Origin of the sequence: Herbaspirillum rhizosphaerae, from assembly GCF_046025915.1 — a bacterium.
Taxonomy (GTDB): domain Bacteria; phylum Pseudomonadota; class Gammaproteobacteria; order Burkholderiales; family Burkholderiaceae_D; genus Herbaspirillum; species Herbaspirillum rhizosphaerae_A.
In genome coordinates, this window is sequence record NZ_JAQQFR010000010.1 from 233,119 (window position 1) to 256,911 (window position 23,793).

Here is a 23,793-nt window from a genome sequence, read left to right on the forward strand (position 1 = left end):
CGACACAACAATTATAACGATTTTATTGAATTAATCAAATATTTGTTTTATTTGTTTTATTTAATTATTTAATTATTTGATTTTTTGTGGTTTTTGCAGTTCGTTTTATGGTTACTTAAGCAGCAAGGAGCGTGTTTGGGCGATAAAGGGTGGTCTTTGCGCTATCAATTCCTGGTAGGGGCGTCCTGTTGCGCTCTTTGCAACCAGCGTTCGACGATGGCCAGAAATGCGGCCGCAGTGAAGGGCTTGGGTAGGTAGTCATCCATGCCGGCGGCCAGGCAACGCTCCCGATCGCCTTCGATCACACTGGCCGTCAATGCGATGACGGGAAGGTGTGGAAGTCCTTGTGACGCTTCCCACTCGCGCAGAAGGCGAGTGGCTTCATAGCCATCCATTAAAGGCATCATGCAGTCCATCAGCACCAGGTCGTAATGTTCCTGTTTCATCGCGGCCAAGGCTTCTGCGCCGTTTTCTGCTTCGCTGACGCGGTAACCGTTCTTTGTCAGCAGCATGCGCGCCAGTTGCCGGTTGATCAGCGTATCTTCGGTCACCAGAACATGGGCACCCGCCTGGGTAGGGGACGGCGGCGGGGAGGACATGTTGTCCTTGTTGTCCGCGTTGTCGTCGGCAAGTGCCGCCGGCACGGCTGCCACTTCTGCAGCCAACGGCTTGACTCCGTCGGCGGTACTGACGTTGCGGCAAGGGACTTCAAAGCGAAACGTTGTTCCTTTTTCTGACTCACTCTCGCAGAAAATCTTCCCCTGCATCAGCTCTACCAGTCGCTTGCAGATCGATAACCCTAATCCGGTACCGCCGTATTTTCTGCTGATGGAGCTGTCTGCCTGGCTAAATGGCTGGAACAGCCGTGCTTGCTGCTCGACACCGATACCTATGCCGGTATCAGCGACCGCATAGTGCAATATGACCATCCCGGGGCGTGCCGCATCGGCGATGCATTGCAGCGAGACGTTGATATGCCCGGATGCGGTGAACTTGATGGCATTGCTCAGCAGATTTCCCAGTACCTGGCGGATATGTGCGGAGCCACCTTCGACCTCGGCTGCAGCGGATTCACCGATCTGAATATCGATGCGGAGATTTTTTTTCTGCGCAGTAGCGCGATGCAGGGCCACTACATCGTTGAGCAATTGTGAAGGTGAGAAAACACTGTTTTCACAGTCCATTCGCCCGGATTCGATTTTGGAGAAATCAAGAACTTCGTTGATGATGCGCATCAATTCCGAGGTGGCAAGGTGGACTTGCCGGGCATAGCTGTGCTGCACCTTATCGAGCCTGGTATCGAGCAATAGCTCGCTCATTCCGAGAACACCGTTCATCGGCGTGCGGATCTCATGACTCATCATGGCGAGGAACCGTGATTTTGCCTGGTTAGAGGCGTCAGCCTGTTCTCGGAGTATCGCTGCCGCCACAGCATCTTCCTCGCGTCGCTTGAGTATGATTGCCATGACGCCGAACGCAATAACCAACACGAGCATGCTGGCGCCGGCAATGCCGCCCAGGACGCGCATGGCGCGTAGCCAACCGTCCCGAAAGCCGCTTTCAGTGATGCTGACGTTGATGCTCATCGGCGTACGTCGGATCGCCCGTTGGGAATAGATATCCGGCGTATCACTGAGTATGCCCGCAAGCAATCTGTTTACGGGCGCGGCTTTAGTACCGTGGCGATCTGCCGTCTTGTTTGTGTCGCTGTCTCCGGTTTGCTGCGGCCAGCCTGCCAGCAAATTACGAGCGCCTCCGAAAAGTCCAATGGATACGTGCTTCTCCAGGCTGATACTTTTGAAAAAGTTAGTAAAGAAATCGCACGAGATAGCAACCAGAGCAATCCCCACCATATTGCCGCGGGCATCATTGATGCGACGGCTCAGGTAAAACGTCCACGCTTGACTGGTCCGATTACGCACCGCAACGCTGTAGAAGATCTCATCGGTGTTGTGTCTGACGTGATAGAGATAATAGTCTCGGTCGCTCACGTTGATGCCGCTTGTGGGGAGTAGCCGTGTCAGTGCGAGGACGCTGCCGTCGGCGGCAACAATTGCCGCGCCGGAGATCTGGGGGAGGCCACTGATCTTGTCGCGCATCATTTGACTGATGGCTGGATTGGAAGCGGCTATACGAAAAGTTCGATCATCCTTGGCGCCGGCCCGGGACAACCGGCTGATATCGTCAAGCACCAGAGTGGAGGAGGCTATTGTCTGCGCTGCGTTCTCTGCCAGCACCAGCGAAAGGTTTTCGATATCCTCCTGCCAGTCATCGGTGGCCCAGTTGTAGAGGATGGAGCTCGCGCTTAGAGTGGCTATGCCGAGAAGGATAAGCAATAGTGCGCCGATTGTCAGTGTGACGCGGCGCGCGCTGCGCCCCAGCCATAACAATGGGTGCAGGAATGCAAAAAGGAGCGAGGTGGTGGAGCGTGTCGGCATTGACAGCTAGCCGTCCCGAGAATCTTCGGAGCATGCCGTCGACTCCTGGAAGTGCCGGATACTGAGGTGCACTTCGGCGATGGTCTCTTTATAGGCTTCGGCAAGGTCTGCCCAAAGCGGATGGATTTCTTCTAGTGACGCCTTGCGCGACAGTGCTTCAATGCGCCCCAGCATGCTCGCCAGTTGATCTGCGCCAATCAATGCAACAGTTCCTTTGAGGGAATGGCTTTGGAGTGTTATGTCAGCAGCCTGACTCGCCGTAATGGCATGGCGCAGGCGCTCATACATGGGCGGAGCGATATCGAGAAAGGTGGCGGACAATTCCAGAAAAGCCTGAACGTCTTGCCCTGCGGCATCGAGAAGTACTGCCGGATTGATATGCTGATAGCTTGGCGTCATTTGCCTATCCCCCTGTTGCCTCAGTCAGGCTTATTGTTATTTTATTGTACGCGCCACAACGGGTTCTGTGCCATTCAACAGGGGCAGTTGAAAAGAAAATGTACTGCCAACACCCAGCTCTGATTGGACGCTGATCTCTCCACCCATTAGCTCAACCAGCAGAGCGGCAATCGTCAGCCCGAGCCCGGCTCCGTCATGGGGGCGCGCGGCTGAGTCATCGATTTGAGCGAATTTTTCAAAGATGGTATCCAGCGCTGCTTCCGGGATACCTGGGCCGGTGTCGATGATGCTGAAACGCAAGTCCTTGCCGACCGTCTCGACAGTCAGTTGTACATGACCTGCAACGGTATATTTGCAGGCATTGGTGAGCAACTTGTCGAGCACTTGCAGCAACTTGTTCCGGTCACAACGCAGATAAGGAGGTGCATCGTCGGCGATGAAGGAATTAATCCACAATCCCTTTTTTGCAGCCGCTTCTTCGCAGGCACTGACTGCGTTGCGGACGACATCGCTGAGCTTTTCTTCGCTGATATTCAAACTGATTTTTCCTGAGCGCAGGGAGCTCAGTTCCAACACCGAATCAACCATGCCGAGCAGACGCATGCCGCTGTCATGGATGGCGCGCGCGAACTCGCCATGGCGGGTGCCTGTAAACTCTTCTACCAGCGTTTCAGAGTAGCCCAGAATGCCGTTGAGCGGCGTGCGAAATTCGTGCGACATATTCGACAGGAAGTGCAGCTTGGCCTTGCGCGCCAGCACCGCTTCACGGCGGCTCGCGACGAGGTGGCGAATGAGGACGACCAGCGCAGCCGTCCCGAGAATGATCAGCAACGAAGTCAGGCTGACGAGCGTCAGCGTTTGTGATCGGATGGCATGGTAGCCGTCAAGGCGCTCATCGATGTCGATGCCAACCACCACATACAAGGGATAACTCTCCAGCTTTTGATAGGCATAAAAGCGATCCCGATGGTCGATGATGCTGGTGGCGCGCAGTATGCCGCTGCCATTCATGTGCATAGCCTTGAATACTTCACTGAGAGAAATGTCTTGCCCCATCGCGTCGTCGTTGCCCACATGACGCACCCGCAGCACACCGTCGTCACCCACCAGGGAGATCGTGCCGAACTGACCGACGTCAACCTTTTTGTACAGGGAAGTGAAATATCCCGGATCCATCGAGGCGATCACCACACCATTGAATACGCCATCGGGCCCGTCAATACGCCGCGTCATTTGCAGGGACCATTTCCCAGACACCCGCCCCAGCAAGGGCTTGCTGATATACAAGCCTGTATCGGCAGATCGCATGTGCACCTTGATGTGCTCGCGGTCGCTCAGATTCAGCGGCTTAAATGGCTTAGTCGACAGCACGACGTCTGCCTTGTCATCAACGATGCTGAACAGGTTGTAAATATCCGATGGCGCAATGCCGTCCTTGAGCTCTTTATTGATATTCAGCTGCTTTCCCAGGACGTTATAGCGGGAACGAAGATAGACGATCGCCTGGTCAGTTGACTCAACGGTACGTGAAGCATGTTCCTTGAATAACAGAGACAGGCTGATTGCGTCGCGCTTTGCGCCGGCAATTTCATCGCGATAGTTTTTGTCGAGCTGCCACCATGCAGTCGCCCATAGCCCGGCGATGAGCAAGGCTGCAAAAATGCATAAGATGGAGCCAACATTGACCTCCATCGCGTCCCTCATTCTTTGCAGGCGAGAAGTCGGTATTTGAGGAGCGTGTGAGAATCGCATGGCGTTGTACAGATATGAAGCTGCTAGCTACGCGTCATGCGAGCTTTTTGGGCGCAGCATGCTCGCAGATAGCCGGATAACTCATCGTAATTGACGGGTTTTCTAAAAAACACCACGCCCTCAGGAACGCCGCCTCGCGCATCGAGTTCTTCCGGCGCCAGACTGGAAAGAATAGCGATATTAATATCTGACAAGGACGGGTAGCCGAGAATGGTCGAAATTACTTCATAACCGTCGATGCCATCCATGACGATATCGGCCAGCACGATGTCGGGCTTGTTGATGGCGATTTCCACCAGGGCCTGATAGCCGTTTTCGCAAAATGTTGTGCTTGCAGGGAGATTCCAGGAGGCAATCTTCTTCGCGTAAATATCACGCTGCAGCTTATTATCCTCGACGACCAGAATAGATGTCTGCTTGCTCGGCGCAGGCTTGTCCTGTACATCTTGCGGCGCATTGGGCGACGACTTATATGCCTCAACCGCGGCAAGCGGGATGCGCCGGTGCCCGCCTTTTGTTTTCCAGGCTTCAATCACTCCAGACTCAACCAATTGTTGAACCGATGTCACGGAAATGCCCAGTATCTGCGCAGCTTCCTGTGTTGTGCATACCTCGGTTGTCGTCATGCTCATCTTTCCTGTCATTTGTGTTGAATTTTAAACGAATTAAATAAATTTGCAAATTTAATGTTTAATTTGTTAAAATTAATTTATTCGGTGGGTTTCGAGTTTGGGCCTGCCCTGCGGCAACTTAGTGCCGTAATTATGAGGTGAAACACTCAAATCTGAAAGGGTGGGCAGAAAACATGAAAAACAACGAAATCGTTAGTGCGGTGGATATCGCTGAGTTTTCTCGCCTGATGCGTGAGGCACGCCTTTCATTTGTGCATGCTCTTTTGGAAGAGTGCTGGATGTTGCAGCGGCGGATCGAGTTGGAAAAGCTGGCCTCAACAGTGACGCTGGCAGAGTTCGCCTGGATCGATGCCATGGATGCAGACCAACAGCCGTTGGCGCACGACCCTGCAACGTTATTGGCAGAATTGACTACCACGCTCGATAGTTTGTCGAAAATAGACTACGTCTTGAATGACCTCGCCGCCGTTGTTGGCAAGGATCAACTCTCATTAGGGAGCATGTTGTGAGTGAAGTGATGGCCAGATTTGCAGGAGCCATCAGGCAAATTCGCACACAACACTTCATATTGCTGAGCGGAATCTTGTTGTCCGTCAGCGTTCTGAGCGCCAGTATCTATCTGGAGAATTGGGAGCGGCAGCGTGTGGATGCTAATCGCGTCGGGCACGGTGCGGACACAGTGCGAACTCTCTCCTCGCATGCTTTTGCAGTTTTGTCTGCACTCAATGACAGCGCAGCATTGTTTGCTGCGTCGAATCTGTCTGAAAATTCTGCGATTGCAACGTCTTCGGAATCGAAGGGAACGTTGTTGCAATGGAAATCACTTTCTTTGCTTGATCAGGACCAGCGTGTATTGAGGAGTTCCGAGCCTCTAGCCCGAGGAACCTATATCAATTTGAAAAAACTTGGATTCGTAAAGCCACCTACCGAAATACTTGCTCCCGGAAAGCCGTTGCGCGTGGGCGGGGCGTATATGATCCCATTTGTTCGCCAGATCCAGGTTGGACGCGCACGCATTCTTATGCTGGCAATGCTTGATCCTACGGTGCTTTTTTTTGGTCTCGATAAGGCGCCTTCATTGTCTTATACGGCATTGCTGGATGGTGACGGTGATGTTATCGGCGCGTCTGATGATAACGACAGGCTGATTGGTCAGCACTATTCAGTGGGTGTGATGTTGACGCAGTTATTGCGTGACACCAGTCACCCACACGATCATCACGGGCGCTTCGCCATGGAGTCGCCGATGGCGAGCGATTCTACGCAGATCAGCTATCAGTTTTTGCCTAAATTCCCAATCATTGCGATAGCAGCGGAGGCTGGATCGCCTGACAGTAATGTATCGCCACTCATCAGACTTTCATGGGCCGGTGGCGCAATTGCGGTGGCAATGCTGATCCTCAGTCTGTTTCTTTGGCGCTTCATGCGTCAGCGTGCTGATGTTGAATCTGAGTTGCACAGCGCGAAGGACGCGGCAGACAAAGCCAATTCTTCGCGGGGAGAATTCTTGTCGACAATGAGCCATGAGATACGCACGCCAATGAACGCGATCATTGGCATGGCCAGCTTGATCCGGACCACGCATTTGGATGCGCAGCAAGACAGTTTCGCAAAAGGAATCGAGGATTCTGCGCAAGCGCTGATGAATATCATCGACGACATTCTTGATTTCTCGAAGATCGATGCGGGCAAGTTAAAAATCGAAGCGCTTGAGCTTGATCTGCTCGCGATCGTGGAGGCCAGCGTCGATGTCTTGGCGACGCGGGCAAACGAGAAGGGCTTGCGGTTAAGCAGTTACGTCGATCCTCGCGTACCGGCGTTGCTGCGTGGAGATCCAGGCCGTCTGAGGCAAGTGCTACTGAACTTGCTGGGCAATGCCATCAAGTTTACCTCTGCCGGTGAGATTGCCGTTCAGGTTCAGCTTGTTGGTGAGGTTCCTGGACATTGCCGAATTCATGTTCAAGTCAGCGACACAGGGATTGGTATCAACAAACAAACCCAGGAAAAACTATTCATGCCATTTTCGCAGGCAGACGGTTCCGTCACCCGAAAATACGGCGGAACCGGATTAGGTCTCTCCATCTGCAAGCGATTGATTGGTCTGATGGAGGGGGAGATTGGCGTGGAAAGCGAATACGGATCTGGCTCGACGTTCTGGTTTGAATTATCGCTGCCAATCATTCAGTCCGGGTCATCGCCAGAGTACATGGCTGGTGAGCTGCTGTTGATCGCTCCGGATGACGACGCGATACGTGCATTGCGTAGATACGCAGAGGCGAGGGGGGTAACCGTACATCGTGCGTTGACCCTTGAGCAAGGGCGGCAATTGATGCGCAGACTGGCTTCCAACGTCATCGCTGTCGTCGATACCGTCATTCCTGACTTTTCCTTGCCGGCGTTTGCGCAGATTCGTCGCGAATGGCACGCGGTGAATACCTGGTTGCTTCTCGCACAAGACGAGGATATGCGTGAAGACCTGCGTGCGCAGGTCAGTACCCCCGTTTTGTCTCTCCCGATCAAGCGGTCGGTTTTCTATCACGCACTGTCAGGAAATGCAGCATCTCTTGGCCATGATTCAGCAATGGTCCAGGTCAGCACCGGTTCAGTTGATGCTGTTTTAGACAAGGCAGACGGTGACGTCCTGATTTTGTTGGTGGAAGACAATCCCATGAACCAAAAAGTTGCGATTCATCAATTGCAATTGCTTGGTTATGAGACGGACGTTGCCGCCGACGGGCAAGAGGCATTGGTGATGTTGGAGCGCAATCGCTATGCGGCAGTGTTAATGGACTGTCAGATGCCCGGGATGGACGGATTCGAGGCGACGCGACGCATCCGTGCACGTGAGAAAACGGGTGGAAAGCATATTCCAATTATTGCGATGACCGCCAATGCCATGACCGGTGATCGCGAACGATGTCTTGAAGCTGGTATGGACGACTATCTCAGCAAACCAATTTTGCGCAATCGTCTGGATGACACTTTATCCAAATATGTGTGCCGGAACGCGTCAGACACAATGAGTTCATCGAGTACGCTGAACACAGCACCCGGCGGCCCGCAAGAGATTCTCGACATGGCGCGTTTGTTGGAGTTGTTCGATGATGACCGTGGTGCCATGCAGGCAATGTTGTCGTTTTTCATCACGAATACCCGTCCCATCCTGATGGAATTGAAAGCGGCTGCCGCACGCGATGATTTTGGTGCTGCCATCGATCTGCTGCATCGATTAATTGGCTCTTGCAGCAACTTGGGCGCCGCCCAGATGACGGTGCTTGCAAACGAGGGGGATGCTGCGGCCAGATTGAAGGACGGCGATCGCCTGCGTCAACTTGGTAATGCGTTAATTCAGGCATTTCAGATCCTGGAACAACGCACTAACGAAATGAAAGAAACAATATGAATGTCCTGATTGTTGACGACGACCGTATCAACCTGGCTTTGTTCTCGCACCTCCTGGAAGATATCCCGGATGCGACGATATTTGAGGCATCAGACCCGAACGAAGCCCTGACCTGGTGTCAGGAACATGATACGGATCTGCTGCTGCTCGACTACATGATGCCGAAGATGGATGGTTTTACATTCCTTCAGCAATTTCGAGATTTGTCGGGGCAGGATCATGTTCCGGTCATCATGATTACGGCCGACGCCAAGACCGCTGTTAAACACGCAGCCTTGGAGCTGAGCGCCAATGACTTTTTGACCAAGCCCGTGAACAAAGCCGAACTGCGTTCCCGGGTCAGCAATATGCTGACTATGCGCAAAGCGCAATTGCGTCAGGTCGGACTGACGCGCAATCTCGAGCGAGAAGTGAAAGCCGTCGAAGAGAGGCTGCGGGAAAGCGAGCAGGGTACGGCCAATCGTCTCACGGCTGCCGCGCAATATCGCGACCCGGAAACCGGCGCTCACTTGCTCCGCATGGCTAACTATGCGCGTCTTATCGCAGCCAACCTCGGTTTGTCTGAGGAAGAACAAAATGATATTTATGATGCCGCCCCCTTGCACGACATAGGGAAAATCGGCATTCCTGATCATATCTTGCTCAAGCCCGGACGCTTGGATTGCGCAGAAATGGCGATCATGCGGACCCATCCCACGATTGGCGCGCACATTCTTAAAGATGAGAGTTCCAAGCTGATGTGCAATGCATCGGCCATCGCGCTGTCGCATCATGAAAAATTCGATGGCAGTGGCTACCCCCAAGGCTTGGCAGGTGAGGACATTCCCCTCTATGGACGTATTGTTGCTGTCGCCGACGTATTTGATGCGCTGACTTCAAGCCGGCCGTATAAGGCAGCCTGGAGTATCGACAGAGCAATTGCCTGGGTACGGCAAAACTCGGGGATTCATTTCGATCCGCTGTGTGTCAGTGCACTGTTGGCTGATCCAGACAAGATTCAGGACATCATCGATGCGCATCAGGAGGAGGACGGTCACGTATCATGAGCGACAAAATTAATTTCGACGAAATAAAAGAAGCCCGGACATTGCCATCGCCAACTGGCGTTGCATTGAACGTGATGAGAATGTGCCGCAGCGACAATGTCTCATTACCTGATCTGTCCACCCAAATACAGGCCGACCCGGTGTTGGCAGGGCGCCTTATTCAAATTGCGAATGCAAGCAGGAGGCCGAGAACCCGTCCGATTGTCGCAGTCTCGACGGAAGTTCTCCTGCTCATTGGTGTGCAGGCGGTGCGTCAGGTCGCACTAAGCGTCTCGCTCATCAATTCATACCAGAACGGCGCCTGTCATAGTTTTGACTACAACCAGTTCTGGTCTCGGTCGCTGGCCATGGCATGTGTGGCACAGGCAATTGGCGAGCGCCAGCCGATTGCACCGGCTGCCGAATTGTTTACCTGCGGCCTGCTTGCCGGTATTGGCCGCCTGGGGCTGGCGGCAGTGCGCCCCGACGCTTACGGTGATCTGCTGGAGAAAAACAGCAGCGCAACCGTGGGTGAATTGATGGTGCTGGAGCGCGATCGTTTTGGCTATGATCGGGTGCAACTGTCTGCCGCCATGATGGACGACTGGAAAATTCCAAGCCTGTTTGTCGATGCCGTTCGTTTTTACAAAAAACCTGTGCTGTCCGGATGGGACGAAAGCAATCGGAGGCAGCGATTGGCTCGGTTGCTTAATCTCTCCGCTTTCATCGCCGATATCGACGTTGCTACGGATGATGAGAAACAGGCGTCCATGCCAAGCTTGTTTGAAAAATCGGAGGCGCTTGGCCTGGATATCGAAGAGGTGACGCAGGCCATGAAGGACGCGTCTAAAGAATGGATAGGATGGCGAGAGGCTCAACGATTTTCTCAAAGAAGTTTGCAGTCTTTGAGTGGCTGAGAGCATCAGGCTCTGATATCAGATCTGACATTGCACCTGGATTGGATCTGATGTCGGTAGAGGGAGGAGGGGGCTATGCCACATCTCCTTCCTCATACACATTTTGGCACTCCAGGCAGCGTTTTGCGGTGACATTCGCCTCCAGCCTGGCATAGTCAATCGGGCATCCGCAATCTACACAGATCCCGTACTGTTCTTCAGCCATGCGTTGACGTGCGGCTTCAATCTCATTGAGTTCGTGCAGTTCCATCACTGTGCGAGCATCACTGACATCTGCAACGTCACAGTCGTCTGCTTGCTCCAGAATATGTAGCCGCGCCCTGATGCGGGTGGAAGTCTCTTGTACGTCCAGAAGCTCTTGCAGATAACGCAATTGTTGCGCGTTAAGATGGTTCATGATGGGATCCATTGCACTGATTGACGTTCGATGGAAAATTCGACGGGGAAGTCGAATTCATTATCGGAAGTCCTCAAGAGTCAGTTTCTGATCCAAATCAAAAAGTACGGACATCCTGCAAAGAGCGTCATCACGGCGCAGCTCTGCGCCATTCTCGGTTCAGGAGGGGTTTATGCCAGGGGGAAAGTGGTGTCATAGCCGCTTCGGGCGGGATAAGACACCCAGCGGCATAAGAAACAGGGCGATGTCAGAACTTCATGCGTTGAAAAATCCCATCCCTCCGCATGAAATGATGCCAAAGGGCGCCCACTACATGCAGGCCGACCAGGAAGTACACCGCGTTACCCATTAACTCGTGAATGTCCTGCAGCGTGTCAGATAACTCTGCATTCAGGCCGATAAAGCGAGGGAGCGCCACGCCAAAAAACATCACATCTTTGCCATCTGCCTGCGTAAAGAGAATGCCGGTGATGGGGAGCATGAACATCACCACATACAAGAGGATGTGAACGATTCTGGCACTCTGCGTTTGCCATGACGGGCCGTCAAGTTTGGCCGGTGTACCGAATCTCCAGCGCGCGGCCAGCCGGAACACGACAAACAGAAGAATCAGCTGGCCTGCCGTCATGTGCACAATCTTGAGTGTTGCCCGCAAAGGCATGCCTTTCGGAACTTCACCGCGAAGTTCGATCGCTGCCAGTGCGATTGCGAATAGTAAAAACATGAGCCAATGCAGGACCACGGATGTCGGATGGTATTTTTTCATGCCATAAACAGGTTGGTTGAATAAGTAAACATATCACTCAAAACGACGTGCCTCGATCAAAAAAGAAAGGTGTTAACCGGCCCTAGATCGCTGTGCCAAAAAAGCTCCCTATGCCGGCTGTCGCCGCCATGGCAAGGGAACTCCAGAAAGTAACCCGGACGGCACCGTCCCATACTTTTGCCCCACCGGTCTTTGCCGCAACGCCTCCCAAAAACGCAAGTGAACAAAGCGCTGAAATAACAACGGCAGGAATGAGCCATGCCTTCGGTGCCAGCAGCACGACCGCCAACGGTAGCGCGGCACCGGCAGCGAAGCTCAATGCAGACACCGTGGCCGCTTGCAAAGGATTGGCCATCGTCGTTTCCGAGATTCCCAGCTCATCGCGCGCATGGGCGCCGAGTGCATCATGCTCCATGAGCTTTTCTGCAACCTGGCTCGCCATCTGATGATCAAGCCCTCGTCGCATATAAATTGCCGTCAACTCGCGATGCTCGCCATGAAAATCGGTCTCCAGTTCTGCTCGCTCTTGTTCCAGCGCCGCTTTTTCACTATCGGCCTGAGAATGTACGGAAACATATTCGCCGGTCGCCATCGACATTGCTCCGGCGACGAGGCCCGAGATGCCGGTCAGGACTGCGGTCTCATGTGATACCTGTGCGGCAAGGACTCCTGTCAACAGGCTCGCGGTAGAGACAATGCCATCGTTGGCGCCGAGCACGGCCGCTCGAAGCCATCCTATTGCATCGATACGATGCCGCTCTGAGTGGCGTTTGGAAAGAACGTGGCTCATGCAATTCTCAACCGGTATGTGTAGTGAATGCGATTGTAGTGAGCGCCACTGCAATTGACCATCACGGATGACCTGAATTGTTGTGAGACGCATTTTTATTTGAGATGGACTTAGGGCCTGTCAACAACCAATTTTCTAGATGCAACGACCTTGGCGCGGTCGTGGCTAACTGTAGGATGATCCTATGCAATCTCCTTTGATATAGGTCAAGGTGTCGATGATGGGGAGCCGATAGACTTGCTCCCATCACGCTGCCCGCTATGTCTCACCGGGGCGGCAATTTTGTGCAGTCACATCCGGAGTTAAATAAATGGTGGTATCAGCAATGTCGATGATCACCCCGTTGGCTGCCGGATTCGACGTGCAACGGCAGCATGCATGGACACCATGAATAGCGTGAGCCTTATTTCCATGTTCATGATCGGCTTGCTGGGAAGCGTGCATTGCATTGGCATGTGCGGCGGTATTGTCGGCGCATTTTCTTTGGTTCCGGCGGGCGCGAAGCCGCGCAAACCGTTTCCTGTTGGGGTGAGAACCAGCGAGCAGGACGCCGGCATGTCGGTGATGTTGCGGACGATCTCTTACAACATGGGCCGGATAGCCAGCTATGCCCTGGCTGGCGCCATTGTCGGCGGCATCGTCGGCAGCGGACGCCTGCTGGCCGGTATGACGCTTTGGCAGACCGGCGCCTATGTTTTCGCGCACGCAATGTTGATTGCGCTGGGCTTATATCTGATGAATGTCTGGCACGGGCTATCCCGGCTTGAGCAGCTCGGCAATCACCTCTGGAAACATATTCAACCTTTGACCGCATTGCTGCTGCCGCTCGATAGTCCGATCAAGTTGATGTTGGCCGGCAGCCTGTGGGGTTGGCTGCCATGCGGGATGGTCTATAGCGTCTTGTTGACTGCGATGCTGAGCGGTTCGGCTGCTTCAGGTGCCGCGGTGATGCTGGCCTTCGGTCTGGGCACCTTGCCGGTGTTGCTGGCTGTGGGCGTATTCGGTGCTCAGTTGAGAAGCATCTTGCAGCGCCGTAGCGTGCGGCTGACGTGTGGACTGGTGGTGCTGCTGTTTGGCGTATCGGGCTTGCTGCGCGCAAGTCATGGATTGACTCCGGATTGGCTCGCGGCCTTGTGCGTGACGCCGGTACATTCGACGGAGCCGCCATGATCCCGGTCGAGCGGGGTATCACGGACAGCGCCTGTTTTCATTGTGGCTTGCCGGTGCAAGAGGGCGCTGCGTGGCGCGTTCGCATTGACAATGTTGAGCGCGCCATGTGCTGCCCTGGCTGCAAGGCGGTGGCAGAGAGCATCGTCGGCAACGGATTCTCCGACTATTACGCATCGCGTAGCGGCTTTGCTGCCACGCTGGACGGACAGGACCTGATACCGCCGGAATTGCAGCTCTACGACGACACAGCGGTGATTGCCGGCGCGGATAACGGCATTGTCGAGGCGGATTACTCGGTGCGCAACATCCGCTGCGCAGCCTGCGTCTGGTTGATCGAACGTCATCTTGCCCGCTTGCCCGGCGTCCTCAGTGCCGACCTCAATGCCGTTACCGAACGCCTGCGAGTACGTTGGCAAGCAGATGCCTGCAAGGCCAGCGACATTCTCAAGGCGATGCGCGCTATCGGCTACGTTGCCTATCCCTACGATCCGGTACAGCACGGCGAACAGCTGGAACGCAGCCGCAAGACCCTGTTCCGCCAACTGTTCATCGCCGGACTGTCGATGATGCAGGTGATGATGTACGCCGTTCCCGCCTATCTGGCGGGCGAAGGCGGCATGGACGCAGACATGGAAGCCCTGATGCGGTGGGCCGGGCTGCTGCTGACGATTCCGGCGCTGGTCTATTCGGCGCAACCATTCTTTCGCGGTGCGTGGCGCGACATTCGCAATCGTGCGCCCGGCATGGACGTGCCAGTGGCGCTGGGCATCGCCGCCGCCTTCAGCGCCAGCGCCATTGCGACCTGGCAGGGCCGGGGCGAGGTTTATTTCGACTCGGTGACGATGTTCATTTTTCTGTTGCTGTGCAGTCGTTATCTGGAATTGACGGCGCGCCGCAAGGCCGCGTCGGCGCTGGATCAGTTGCAGCAATCCTTGCCTGCCTCCGCATCGCGCATGCCTGCTTACCCGCAACGGGATACCGAATTGATCGCCGCCGCACAGCTGCGTACCGGCGATCGGATTTTGGTACGGCCCGGTGACGCGGTGCCGGCTGACTGTTCCGTGGTTGATGGTGAAACCGACGTCGATCTATCGCTGCTCACCGGCGAAAGTCTGCCGCAGCGCAAAACATTCGGCGATACGATTCCGGGCGGAGCCGTCAACATCGCGCAACCCATCGTCGCCCAAGTCGTGCGCAACGTGACGGACAGTACCTTGTCCGTGCTACTGGGCCTGATCAATCGCGCCGGACTTGCCAAGCCGAAGCTGGCCCTCTGGGCTGATCGGGTCGGCGCCTGGTTTGTGATGGCCTTGCTGGTGTTTTCCGGCGTCGTGTTCATGGTCTGGCATTTTCTGGATCCGGTGCGGGCCTGGCCGGTGGCGATTGCCGTGCTGGTGGTATCGTGCCCCTGTGCGCTATCGCTGGCGACACCGACTGCGCTTGCGGCTGCGACCGGCCGCTTGCTGCGGCAAGGCATCCTCGTCGTGCAGCCCCATGTGCTTGAGACCTTGCAGCGCGCCACGCATATCGTCTTCGATAAAACCGGCACACTGACAAAAGGGCAGCCGTGCCTGCAAGAGATCATCGTGCTGGGCTCTGTGAAGCAATCCGATTGCCTGCGCATTGCCGCAGCGATGGAAAAGTCCAGCACGCATCCTATTGCTCAAACTATTCTGAAAGCGGCTGCGGGACTCAATCCTGCAGAAGCAACAGCTTTGCATCACGTTGCAGGGCAAGGTCTGGAAGCGACGGTCGACGGTGTGTTGTACCGGCTTGGGAATTTTGCGTTTGTCCATGCAATGATCCCCTCGGCATCCACGATGCCCGCGGCGGATGCCGATCCGGCTGCGGAAGCAAGCTATGTTTTCCTGGCCTCCCGTCACGGTTGGCTGGCGCGTTTCGATATTGCAGACGAAATTCGCGAGGAGGCGCTGGCAGTGGTCAGCCATTTCATGAAGCAGGGTAAGTGCCTGGTATTGCTCAGTGGCGACCGCCATGAGGTGACACAACGCGTGGCTGACAGGCTCGGTATACCTACGGCGCTCGGCGATTGTCTGCCTGAGGCCAAGCTGTCTTTTGTGCAAGGCTTGCAGCGGGGTGGGGCTGTCATCGCAATGGTTGGGGACGGCATCAATGATGCCGCCGTGCTGAGTGCCGCTGACGTCTCCTTTGCGATGGGCAATGGCGCCGCGCTCGCACAGACACATGCAGATTGTGTATTTTTGTCAGGCCAACTATCGGCGCTGTGCGAGACAGATCGTGTCGCAGAAAAAACCTTATCTGTTGTCCGCCAGAACCTGGCATGGGCCATGCTCTATAACGCCGTGGCAATACCGGCAGCAGCGCTGGGCTGGATCACACCCTGGATGTCCGGTATCGGCATGTCGGTCAGTTCTGTCGTTGTGGTGGCAAATGCCTTGCGCTTATGCCGACACCGCGCCGGTGATCGAAAAGGCTGATCGTCATGGAAGCTCTCTATCTGCTTGTCCCGCTCAGCATCGCCGTGGTCTTTGCCGCAATCTGGCTGTTTTTCAGGATGTCCGACGACGGGCAGTTTGATGATCTGGTCAGCCCCGGATGGCGCATTCTCGAAGATGATGACAAACCATCGCTGGCACCTGTCAACGAGTCGGCAGTCTCTCTGAAAAAAGACACATAAAAAAGACACATCAAGTCATCGCCAACCTGCATATCCATGGTTCATTCCAGTGCGTTTGATACATATCAAGGACACTGAGCGCCTGCAAATCTACTCTCCCATCATCAACGTGGTACACGGAAAACCGCGACACAATTCTGGGAGAGGGTGTGGACAAAGAACTCAATTACAACTACAGGATCGTCAAGCAATTCACGATCGCCACCGTAGTCTGGGGCGTCATCGGTATGCTTGCCGGCGTCTTCATCGCAGCACAATTGGCCTGGCCGGCCCTCAACTTTGATATTGCCTGGCTGACTTACGGCCGTCTGCGTCCCTTGCATACCAATGCCGTGATCTTTGCGTTCGGTATTTGCGGGTTGTTCGCAACTTCCTATTACGTCGTACAGCGCACTTGCCAGGTCAGATTGTTTTCGGACAAGCTGGCGGCTTTCACTTTCTGGGGCTGGCAACTGGTGCTGGTGTCTGCAGCCATCACTCTGCCGATGGGCTTCACCCGGGGTAAGGAATACGCCGAACTGGAATGGCCCATCACATTGCTCATCGCCGTAGTGTGGATTGCTTACGCAGTCGTATTTTTTGGCACGCTGATCAAGCGCAAGGTCAAACATATCTACGTGGCCAATTGGTTCTTTGGCGCGTACATCATCGCTGTCACATTGCTGCACGTCGTCAACGGCGCGAGCATGCCGGTGTCAATGTGGAAGTCCTATTCGGCCTACGCCGGCGTGCAGGACGCGATGATTCAATGGTGGTACGGCCATAACGCAGTCGGCTTTATCCTCACTGCCGGCTATCTCGGCATGGTGTATTACTTCATTCCCAAGCAGGCTGAACGCCCGGTGTATTCGTACCGGCTGTCAATTGTGCACTTTTGGGCACTGATCTTTACCTACATGTGGGCGGGCCCACATCACTTGCATTACACAGCGTTGCCGGACTGGACGCAATCGATCGGGATGGTGTTCTCACTGATCCTGCTGGCGCCGTCGTGGGGCGGGATGATCAACGGCATCATGACGTTGTCGGGTGCATGGCACAAGCTGCGCTCCGACCCGCTGCTCAAGTTCATGATCGTCTCGCTGTCGTTCTACGGGATGGCGACGTTTGAAGGTCCGATGATGTCCATCAAGACCGTCAACGCCTTGTCGCATTACACCGATTGGGGCATTGCTCACGTCCATTCAGGTGCGCTGGGCTGGGTCGGTTTTATCACAATGGGGTCGATCTATTACCTGATCCCACGCATGTCTGGAAAACGTGAAATGTGGAGTGTGCGTCTGGTCGATCTGCATTTCTGGGTCGCAACTATTGGTGTGGTGCTGTACATCGCTTCGATGTGGATCGCCGGCGTGATGCAGGGGTTGATGTGGCGCGCGGTCAATGCCGACGGCACGCTGACCTACACCTTTGTCGAAGGTGTCAAAGCGACCTATCCGTATTACGTGATTCGTTTCACCGGCGGCCTCCTTTATCTGGGCGGCATGGTGATGATGGCTTTCAACACGTTCAAGACAATGCAGGACGCTCAGCCGGTTGAGGCGCGCATCCCCACCTTGTCGACCACCCACGCTTGAGCAGGAGTATCGAATGAAATTTTCGCATGAATGGATCGAAAAGAATCCCTGGCTCCTGATCGCGCTGGTCGTACTGGTGGTGAGCGTCGGCGGACTGGTAGAGATCGTGCCGTTATTTTTCCAACGCTCGACGACGGAGCCGGTTGCCGGACTCAAACCGTATTCACCGCTGAGGCTGGCCGGCCGCGACGTCTATATTCGTGAAGGCTGCTACAACTGCCATTCGCAAATGATCCGTCCGTTCCGCGCCGAGACTGAGCGCTACGGCCACTATTCCGTCGCAGGCGAGTACGTGTATGACCATCCGTTCCAATGGGGCTCAAAACGTACCGGCCCGGACCTGGCCCGCGTGGGGGGACGCTATAGCGACGAATGGCATCGCATCCACCTCAACAATCCGCGGGACGTCGTGCCTGAGTCGAACATGCCTGGCTATCCGTGGTTGGCGGCGACCAAGCTCGATCCACAGAGCATCCTGCCGAAAATGCGCGCCTTGCAGCGTTTGAGCGTGCCTTACACCGATGCCGAGATCAAGGTTGCGCCGGAAGAGTTGGCCGGAAAAACGGAAGAAGACGCGTTGATCGCCTATTTGCAAGGCCTGGGCACGCAAATCAAGACAAGAAACTAAGAAAGCAGGGGAGCAACATGGCTATCGACAATTTTACGATCCAGGCCAGCAGTGTCATGACTGTTGTCAGCCTGACGACCTTCATCGGCATTCTGTGGTGGACTTTCAGCGGCCGTCGTGATGACGACTTTGCGGAAGCGGAGCGCATTCCTTTTGCAGATGAATTTCTGGACAGACCGGCGTCCTTAACGTCCTTAACACCGACGCATGAGGCGAATCAGGCGAATGAGGCGGAGAATCGTCATGTCTGATTTCACTAGTGGTTTCTGGAATATTTATATTGCAGGACTGACCATCATCAGCATTCTCGGTTGCGGCATCTTGTTGTGGTCGCAATCCAGAGTGAAGATGGAAAAGAAACCTGGAGAGGATCCGGCTTCGGTTGGCACCACCGGACACGTCTGGGACGTTGATCTGACCGAACTGAATACACCGATGCCGCGCTGGTGGATGTGGCTGTTCTACATCACCATCGTGTTCGCTCTCGCGTATCTGTTCCTTTATCCCGGCCTGGGCAGCTATGCCGGCAAGCTTGGCTGGAAATCCAGTGAGGCCTATCAGAGCGAGCTGAAGAAAGCCGATGCAGAATACGGCCCGCTGTTCAACAAATACTTGCAGCAAGACATCAAGGCTGTTGCCGCCGATCCGCAGGCTCATGTTATCGGTGAGCGCTTGTTTCTGACTTACTGCGCGCAATGTCACGGTTCGGACGCACGCGGCAGCAAGGGTTTCCCCAATCTGACGGACAAGGACTGGCTCTACGGTGGTGATCCTGATGTAATCAAGACCACGATCCTGCATGGCCGCAATGGTCAGATGCCGTCGATGGCAGCAGCACTCGGCTCGGACAAGGATGTCGAAAACGTCGCGCACTATGTATTGAGCCTCTCAGACTCGACGCATGACCCCATTAAAGCGGTATTCGGCAAATCCAAATTCGCCATATGCGCCGGTTGCCACGGCGCCAATGGAGCCGGCAATCAGGCGCTCGGCGCGGCCAATCTGAGCGACAAGATCTGGTTGTATGGCGGCGGCGTGGAGACCGTGATGGAAACCATCCGCAAGGGTCGCAACAACACCATGCCTGCGTTTGAATCGTTCCTCGGCGAAGCAAAGGTTCATGTTCTGGCTGCCTATGTCTGGAGTCTGTCGAACGCGCCCTCCAACGCCGATCAGAAGTAGGGTGCACAACCATGGATAAGCCGCAGCCGGATATCGCCATCGTCAAGATGTACGCTGCGCGCGAAGAAATTTATCCGCGCGAGATCAAGGGCCGTTACGCCAGCTTGCGCTGGATTTGCCTGTGGCTGACGCAGCTCGTGTTCTACGGGCTGCCGTGGTTGAACTGGAACGGTCGTCAGGCTGTGCTGTTCGACCTCGGCGCACGCAAGTTTTACATCTTTGGCATCGTGTTGTGGCCTCAGGATTTTATCTATCTGGCTGCACTGCTCATCATCTGCGCCTACGCCTTATTCCTGTTTACGGCGGTGGCGGGGCGCGTGTGGTGTGGTTTCGCTTGTCCTCAGACTGTCTATACGGAGATATTTCTGTGGATAGAACGGCGCATTGAAGGTCCCCGCAGCGCCCGCATGCGTCTGGATCGCCAGCCCTGGAACGCGCAAAAAGCATTCAAAAAAGGTGCCAAGCATGCTGCATGGGCGATATTGTCGATATGGACAGGATTAAGTTTTGTTGGATACTTCACGCCGATTCATGAACTGATGGGCGAGATACTATCCCTCGGGCTCGGCCCGTGGGAAACATTCTGGATCGGGTTCTACAGTTTTGCGACCTATGGCAACGCCGGCTGGATGCGCGAGCAGGTGTGCAAGTACATGTGTCCCTACGCCCGGTTTCAGAGTTCGATGATCGACAAGGACACGCTGATCATCACCTACGATCATCAACGCGGCGAACCACGCGGCGCCAAAGGCAAGGGCGCACAGACCGGCGACTGTATCGATTGCTCAATGTGTGTGCAGGTCTGTCCGACCGGTATCGATATCCGCAATGGATTGCAGTACGAATGCATCGGCTGTGCCGCCTGCATCGACGCCTGTAACAGCGTCATGACCAAAATAGAGGCGCCTCTCGGCCTGATCCGGTACTCGACCGAGCGCGCCATCATGTCGCGTCTTTCGTTGCCAGAGATGCGCCGTCGCGTCTTGCGTCCTCGTGTGCTCGCTTACACGGCGCTTCTGGCAATCATCGTCGTCGCATTTTTGTCCATGCTGGCGATACGTACCCCGCTCAAGCTGGACGTGATCCGCGACCGGGGTGTGATGGCCCGCGAGGTCGAAGACGGCATGATCGAAAACGTCTATCGTTTGCAGATCATGAACACCGGCGAAACCCCGCATCGTTTTCGCATCGCTGTATCCGGCATCGACAGTATTACGCTGGCCACGCCGCCGGAAGTGGATATCGATGGCGCCACGACGCGCGCCATTCCGGTGCGGGTACGCGTCAATGCAGGCAAGGGCGCACATGGTTCAAACAAGATTATTTTTGAATTGATCGCTGTCGACAATCCCGCTGTGGAAGTACGTGAAAAAGCCGTATTTTTTGTGCCGCGATAAGCTTGAAAGGAAACCATATGCAAGCAATGCCAACCTGCCGCCCCTGGTACGCACACCGCTGGCCCTGGCTGCTCATGCTCGGGCCAGCGCTGGTCGTCGTAGCCGGCTCTTACACGATGTGGCTGGCCTTCACACGTGAAGATGCCATGGTAGTCGGCGACTATTACAAGGAAGGCCGCGCCATCAATCAGGATTTAAAGCGTGACCGCGTTGCCGCCGGCCTGGGTATTTCTTTGCGCATGGGCTACGATCCCGGCGCCGGACAACTGACCGGCAACGTGCGATCTCTCAACGCGCCATTGCAGCAAAAGCTTCGTTTGCACATGGCGCATCCAACGCGTCCGGAAAAGGACGTGCAACTCGACGTCCAGACTGACAGCAACGGCGATTTCAGAGTTGCCTTGCCCATGTTGGAAATGGCACGCTGGCAGGTCCAGCTGGAAAACGAAAATCACGACTGGCGTATAGAAGGTATCTGGCGGTGGCCGCAGCAGCGTCTGGCTGAGCTGGCTGCCGATCGCCCGGCAGACGATTGATTTTCCAAAGAAAGGCTACCGCCATGCAACGCATCGTGCCGAATATCCTATGGGCGTCGTTTCTGGCCGCAATCGCAGCGGAAGGATGTTTTTTTGCCTGGTTCGACCCGGACGAACTATTAAACCTGACCACGCAACGCGACCGCTTGGCTGCTTATACCTTAGGCTTTTTCTTTCTATGGCTGTTCTGTGCCATCTCCGGTGGACTGGCGTTCATGCTCAATTTGCCGGGGCGGCGGGACACTCTGGCCCGGCCGGAGAGTACGGAAAGTACGGAGCGTACGGAGAGATAGGGCTGGGTGCCTTGATTGGACTGGGGGTGGCAGGTGGTCGCCATGAATGGCAATTGCTGTTGCTGATTCGCAAAGGCGAATTTTATAAGTCGGCTCAATTTGTTCACGGAAAAATGTTCACGGTGGCAGGCAGTTCAATGATTCAAGGTGAACATAGTGACGGTTTTCGTCATCCCCACCCAGCCTACCGAGACATGCCAACCTGAGTATTTGGTGCTCAATTGGTGTCGCTAAGCTTTTTATCACCTAAGTCCCGCAGATCCCGATTAGTCGTCAGTTCTACGTGCGCCAAACATCGGATGTTTGCCGTATTTCACGCACATATTGAGTCCCGCCTTTCTGATCGCTTCTGACAGGACGCGACGGTGCAAGCATACCAGCCGAAATAAATAAAATTACCTGGCGGTAATATTTGCATCGCTCCCTGCGCTGCGATGCGGCATGCCGAATGAATATGCATTTTATTGCCGCGCGTAAATCAGAATATATTTTGAAAAAGTGAGACAGGAAGTCAATTCTTGCAGTGATTCAGTGGCACTATTGCGTGCAGAAAATATCCTCATTTTTGCGAGGAAGAATTGAGTATTCAGCGACGTCGGCACGCCTCATGATGAGCGGGGAACGATGGTTCGTTGCGTCGTAAAAAATAAAGGCAACATCAAATCACCCTTGCAGGATGGGGCTTTGCTTGTTAATCGGATTGTTTGCCGGAATAAACAAGCTTGCCGATGTTAGGTCGGGAATGCTCAGGGGAGCGGGATGCTGGAGAACACTATCATTGCCGCGCTCAGAACAGGGCTGCTGGCAGTGCCGACCGTATCGGCCGTCCATCTCGTCGCTGCAGCGACGAAGGGGGAGGCTGGTCTGGTCGCCTATGTCGTCGGCGGTCAGCGCAAGGCTTTGGACGCCGCCATTGTGGACTCAGGGTATCCGGGGTCAGTAGCGCTGGTGCGCGTGCACGCTTTGCCGCTGCGGGCCGACGGCTGCGTGGATGATAAGGCCCTTGCAGCATTGCCTGCCTGGAGCCAGGCCTCGTTGCCGCCGACTGCCGTCTATCGGCAGATTGCGCCGTTGCGGACGCGCATCCATCTGGCGGACCTCCTGCCGGACTATCCTTTGCTGACTTCCACTGTGCAGGAAACACCGCTTTCCCGGACGCCGGCGAACGGCGCTGCCGGCAAGCCAGCGGTTTCCCGTCTCAGACCGCTTCCTGCGCAGCCGCAAATGCCCGCCAATCTGGCCGAAGCATTGGTGCGCGCGGCGCAGCATCCCGAACTCGGCATCGTCCATGTCGCCGCCGACATGAGTGAAATCCGGGTCAGCTATGCCGAATTGTTCGATCAGGCGCGCCGGATATTGGGCGGCTTGCGCACAAGCGGCGTTCGCAGCGGCGATGTGGTCGTCGTCGATGCCGTGGACAGCCGCAGCCTGTTGCCGCTTTTCTGGGCCTGCATACTCGGGGCCATTGTGCCGGCGCCGTTCAAGCTGGCTGCAGCAGCAGCGGGCGGCGCATCGCTCAAACGTCTGCGCGACTCCTGGGAAGTGCTGGGGCGACCGGTCATTGCCGCCGATCCGGCCAGTTTGCAAGCGCTGGCGCCGCTGGGCGTGGATGCATTGAGTGAAATGACCTTGCTGGATGCGTCTGAACTTGGCCGCGCCGAAAGCGCAATCCCTTCGCCGGCAAGCGACCTGCACGCCTTGTCCATGGTGTTCATGACCTCCGGCAGCACTGGCCTTCCTAAAGGCGTCATGCTGAGCCAGGCCAATATGCTCGCAATGATCGGCGGTATCGCCGAACGGGCGCCGGCATTGACACCAGGCGCCACCACAAT

General features: G+C 55.2%; 22 protein-coding genes. 15 read left to right on the forward strand and 7 right to left on the reverse strand.

Annotated features, from left to right (window positions below):
* Positions 1-164: 164 nt before the first annotated feature.
* From PQR63_RS16465 to PQR63_RS16480, 4 genes are all read right to left on the reverse strand, one after another.
* Complete coding sequence (locus PQR63_RS16465; RefSeq protein ID WP_408169075.1) at positions 165-2,438, reverse strand: hybrid sensor histidine kinase/response regulator; 2,274 nt, start codon at positions 2,436-2,438, stop codon at positions 165-167.
* Positions 2,439-2,444: 6 nt separating this feature from the next.
* Complete coding sequence (locus PQR63_RS16470) at positions 2,445-2,837, reverse strand: Hpt domain-containing protein (protein ID WP_408169076.1); 393 nt, start codon at positions 2,835-2,837, stop codon at positions 2,445-2,447.
* Positions 2,838-2,873: 36 nt separating this feature from the next.
* Complete coding sequence (locus PQR63_RS16475) at positions 2,874-4,529, reverse strand: cache domain-containing sensor histidine kinase (protein WP_408169077.1); 1,656 nt, start codon at positions 4,527-4,529, stop codon at positions 2,874-2,876.
* 83 nt (positions 4,530-4,612) lie between these two features.
* Positions 4,613-5,215, reverse strand: coding sequence for an excisionase family DNA-binding protein (locus PQR63_RS16480; RefSeq protein ID WP_408169078.1), 603 nt, complete (start codon positions 5,213-5,215; stop codon positions 4,613-4,615).
* A gap of 179 nt (positions 5,216-5,394) precedes the next feature.
* Here PQR63_RS16480 and PQR63_RS16485 point away from each other — a divergent pair, with 179 nt between their 5' ends.
* From PQR63_RS16485 to PQR63_RS16500, 4 genes are read left to right on the forward strand one after another with little or no spacing between them, the layout of a single operon-like run.
* Positions 5,395-5,730: a hypothetical protein gene (locus PQR63_RS16485; protein WP_408169079.1), complete on the forward strand. Its 336-nt coding sequence runs from the start codon at positions 5,395-5,397 to the stop codon at positions 5,728-5,730.
* Positions 5,727-8,624, forward strand: a complete 2,898-nt coding sequence (locus PQR63_RS16490) for a hybrid sensor histidine kinase/response regulator (protein ID WP_408169080.1) — start codon at positions 5,727-5,729, stop codon at positions 8,622-8,624. Before PQR63_RS16485 ends, PQR63_RS16490 begins: the two co-directional genes overlap by 4 nt.
* On the forward strand, positions 8,621-9,670 hold the full coding sequence (locus PQR63_RS16495) for an HD domain-containing phosphohydrolase (protein ID WP_408169081.1): 1,050 nt from the start codon (positions 8,621-8,623) through the stop codon (positions 9,668-9,670). Before PQR63_RS16490 ends, PQR63_RS16495 begins: the two co-directional genes overlap by 4 nt.
* Complete coding sequence (locus PQR63_RS16500) at positions 9,667-10,566, forward strand: HDOD domain-containing protein (protein WP_408169082.1); 900 nt, start codon at positions 9,667-9,669, stop codon at positions 10,564-10,566. The genes PQR63_RS16495 and PQR63_RS16500 overlap by 4 nt, the downstream gene beginning before the upstream one ends.
* Positions 10,567-10,639: 73 nt before the next feature.
* Here PQR63_RS16500 and PQR63_RS16505 read toward each other — a convergent pair whose 3' ends face one another.
* The 3 genes from PQR63_RS16505 to PQR63_RS16515 all read right to left on the reverse strand — a co-directional run bounded on the left by PQR63_RS16505 (position 10,640) and on the right by PQR63_RS16515 (position 12,519).
* Positions 10,640-10,963, reverse strand: a complete 324-nt coding sequence (locus tag PQR63_RS16505; RefSeq protein WP_408169083.1) for a TraR/DksA family transcriptional regulator — start codon at positions 10,961-10,963, stop codon at positions 10,640-10,642.
* Between the two features lie 247 nt (positions 10,964-11,210).
* The gene (locus PQR63_RS16510; protein WP_408169084.1) at positions 11,211-11,729 is read right to left on the reverse strand and encodes a cytochrome b; all 519 of its coding nucleotides are present in this window, start codon (positions 11,727-11,729) and stop codon (positions 11,211-11,213) included.
* An 82-nt stretch (positions 11,730-11,811) separates the two neighbouring features.
* On the reverse strand, positions 11,812-12,519 hold the full coding sequence (locus PQR63_RS16515; RefSeq protein WP_408169085.1) for a VIT1/CCC1 transporter family protein: 708 nt from the start codon (positions 12,517-12,519) through the stop codon (positions 11,812-11,814).
* A gap of 378 nt (positions 12,520-12,897) precedes the next feature.
* Here PQR63_RS16515 and PQR63_RS16520 point away from each other — a divergent pair, with 378 nt between their 5' ends.
* The 11 genes from PQR63_RS16520 to PQR63_RS16570 form a co-directional block, all read left to right on the forward strand.
* A complete protein-coding gene (locus tag PQR63_RS16520) occupies positions 12,898-13,689 on the forward strand; it encodes a sulfite exporter TauE/SafE family protein (RefSeq protein ID WP_408169086.1) in 792 nt (263 codons plus the stop codon).
* Complete coding sequence (locus PQR63_RS16525; protein WP_408169087.1) at positions 13,686-16,148, forward strand: heavy metal translocating P-type ATPase; 2,463 nt, start codon at positions 13,686-13,688, stop codon at positions 16,146-16,148. The genes PQR63_RS16520 and PQR63_RS16525 overlap by 4 nt, the downstream gene beginning before the upstream one ends.
* Before the next feature lie 5 nt (positions 16,149-16,153).
* Positions 16,154-16,348, forward strand: coding sequence for a cbb3-type cytochrome oxidase assembly protein CcoS (gene ccoS / locus PQR63_RS16530; RefSeq protein ID WP_408169088.1), 195 nt, complete (start codon positions 16,154-16,156; stop codon positions 16,346-16,348).
* A 149-nt stretch (positions 16,349-16,497) separates the two neighbouring features.
* Complete coding sequence (ccoN, locus tag PQR63_RS16535; protein WP_408169089.1) at positions 16,498-17,925, forward strand: cytochrome-c oxidase, cbb3-type subunit I; 1,428 nt, start codon at positions 16,498-16,500, stop codon at positions 17,923-17,925.
* A gap of 13 nt (positions 17,926-17,938) precedes the next feature.
* Positions 17,939-18,553, forward strand: coding sequence for a cytochrome-c oxidase, cbb3-type subunit II (gene ccoO, locus PQR63_RS16540; protein ID WP_408169090.1), 615 nt, complete (start codon positions 17,939-17,941; stop codon positions 18,551-18,553).
* A 17-nt stretch (positions 18,554-18,570) separates the two neighbouring features.
* Positions 18,571-18,804 carry a cbb3-type cytochrome oxidase subunit 3 gene (locus PQR63_RS16545; protein ID WP_408169091.1) on the forward strand — a complete coding sequence of 78 codons (234 nt, stop codon included), beginning with the start codon at positions 18,571-18,573 and terminating at the stop codon, positions 18,802-18,804.
* On the forward strand, positions 18,797-19,735 hold the full coding sequence (gene ccoP / locus PQR63_RS16550; protein WP_408169092.1) for a cytochrome-c oxidase, cbb3-type subunit III: 939 nt from the start codon (positions 18,797-18,799) through the stop codon (positions 19,733-19,735). Before PQR63_RS16545 ends, ccoP begins: the two co-directional genes overlap by 8 nt.
* Positions 19,736-19,746: 11 nt before the next feature.
* Positions 19,747-21,132, forward strand: a complete 1,386-nt coding sequence (ccoG, locus tag PQR63_RS16555) for a cytochrome c oxidase accessory protein CcoG (protein ID WP_408169093.1) — start codon at positions 19,747-19,749, stop codon at positions 21,130-21,132.
* Positions 21,133-21,149: 17 nt separating this feature from the next.
* Entirely contained in the window at positions 21,150-21,668 is a 519-nt protein-coding gene (locus PQR63_RS16560) for a FixH family protein (protein WP_408169094.1), read from the forward strand.
* Between the two features lie 23 nt (positions 21,669-21,691).
* Entirely contained in the window at positions 21,692-21,961 is a 270-nt protein-coding gene (locus tag PQR63_RS16565; RefSeq protein ID WP_408169095.1) for a hypothetical protein, read from the forward strand.
* 759 nt (positions 21,962-22,720) lie between these two features.
* The coding region (locus tag PQR63_RS16570; protein WP_408169096.1) for an AMP-binding protein at positions 22,721-23,793 on the forward strand (1,073 nt) is incomplete at its 3' end.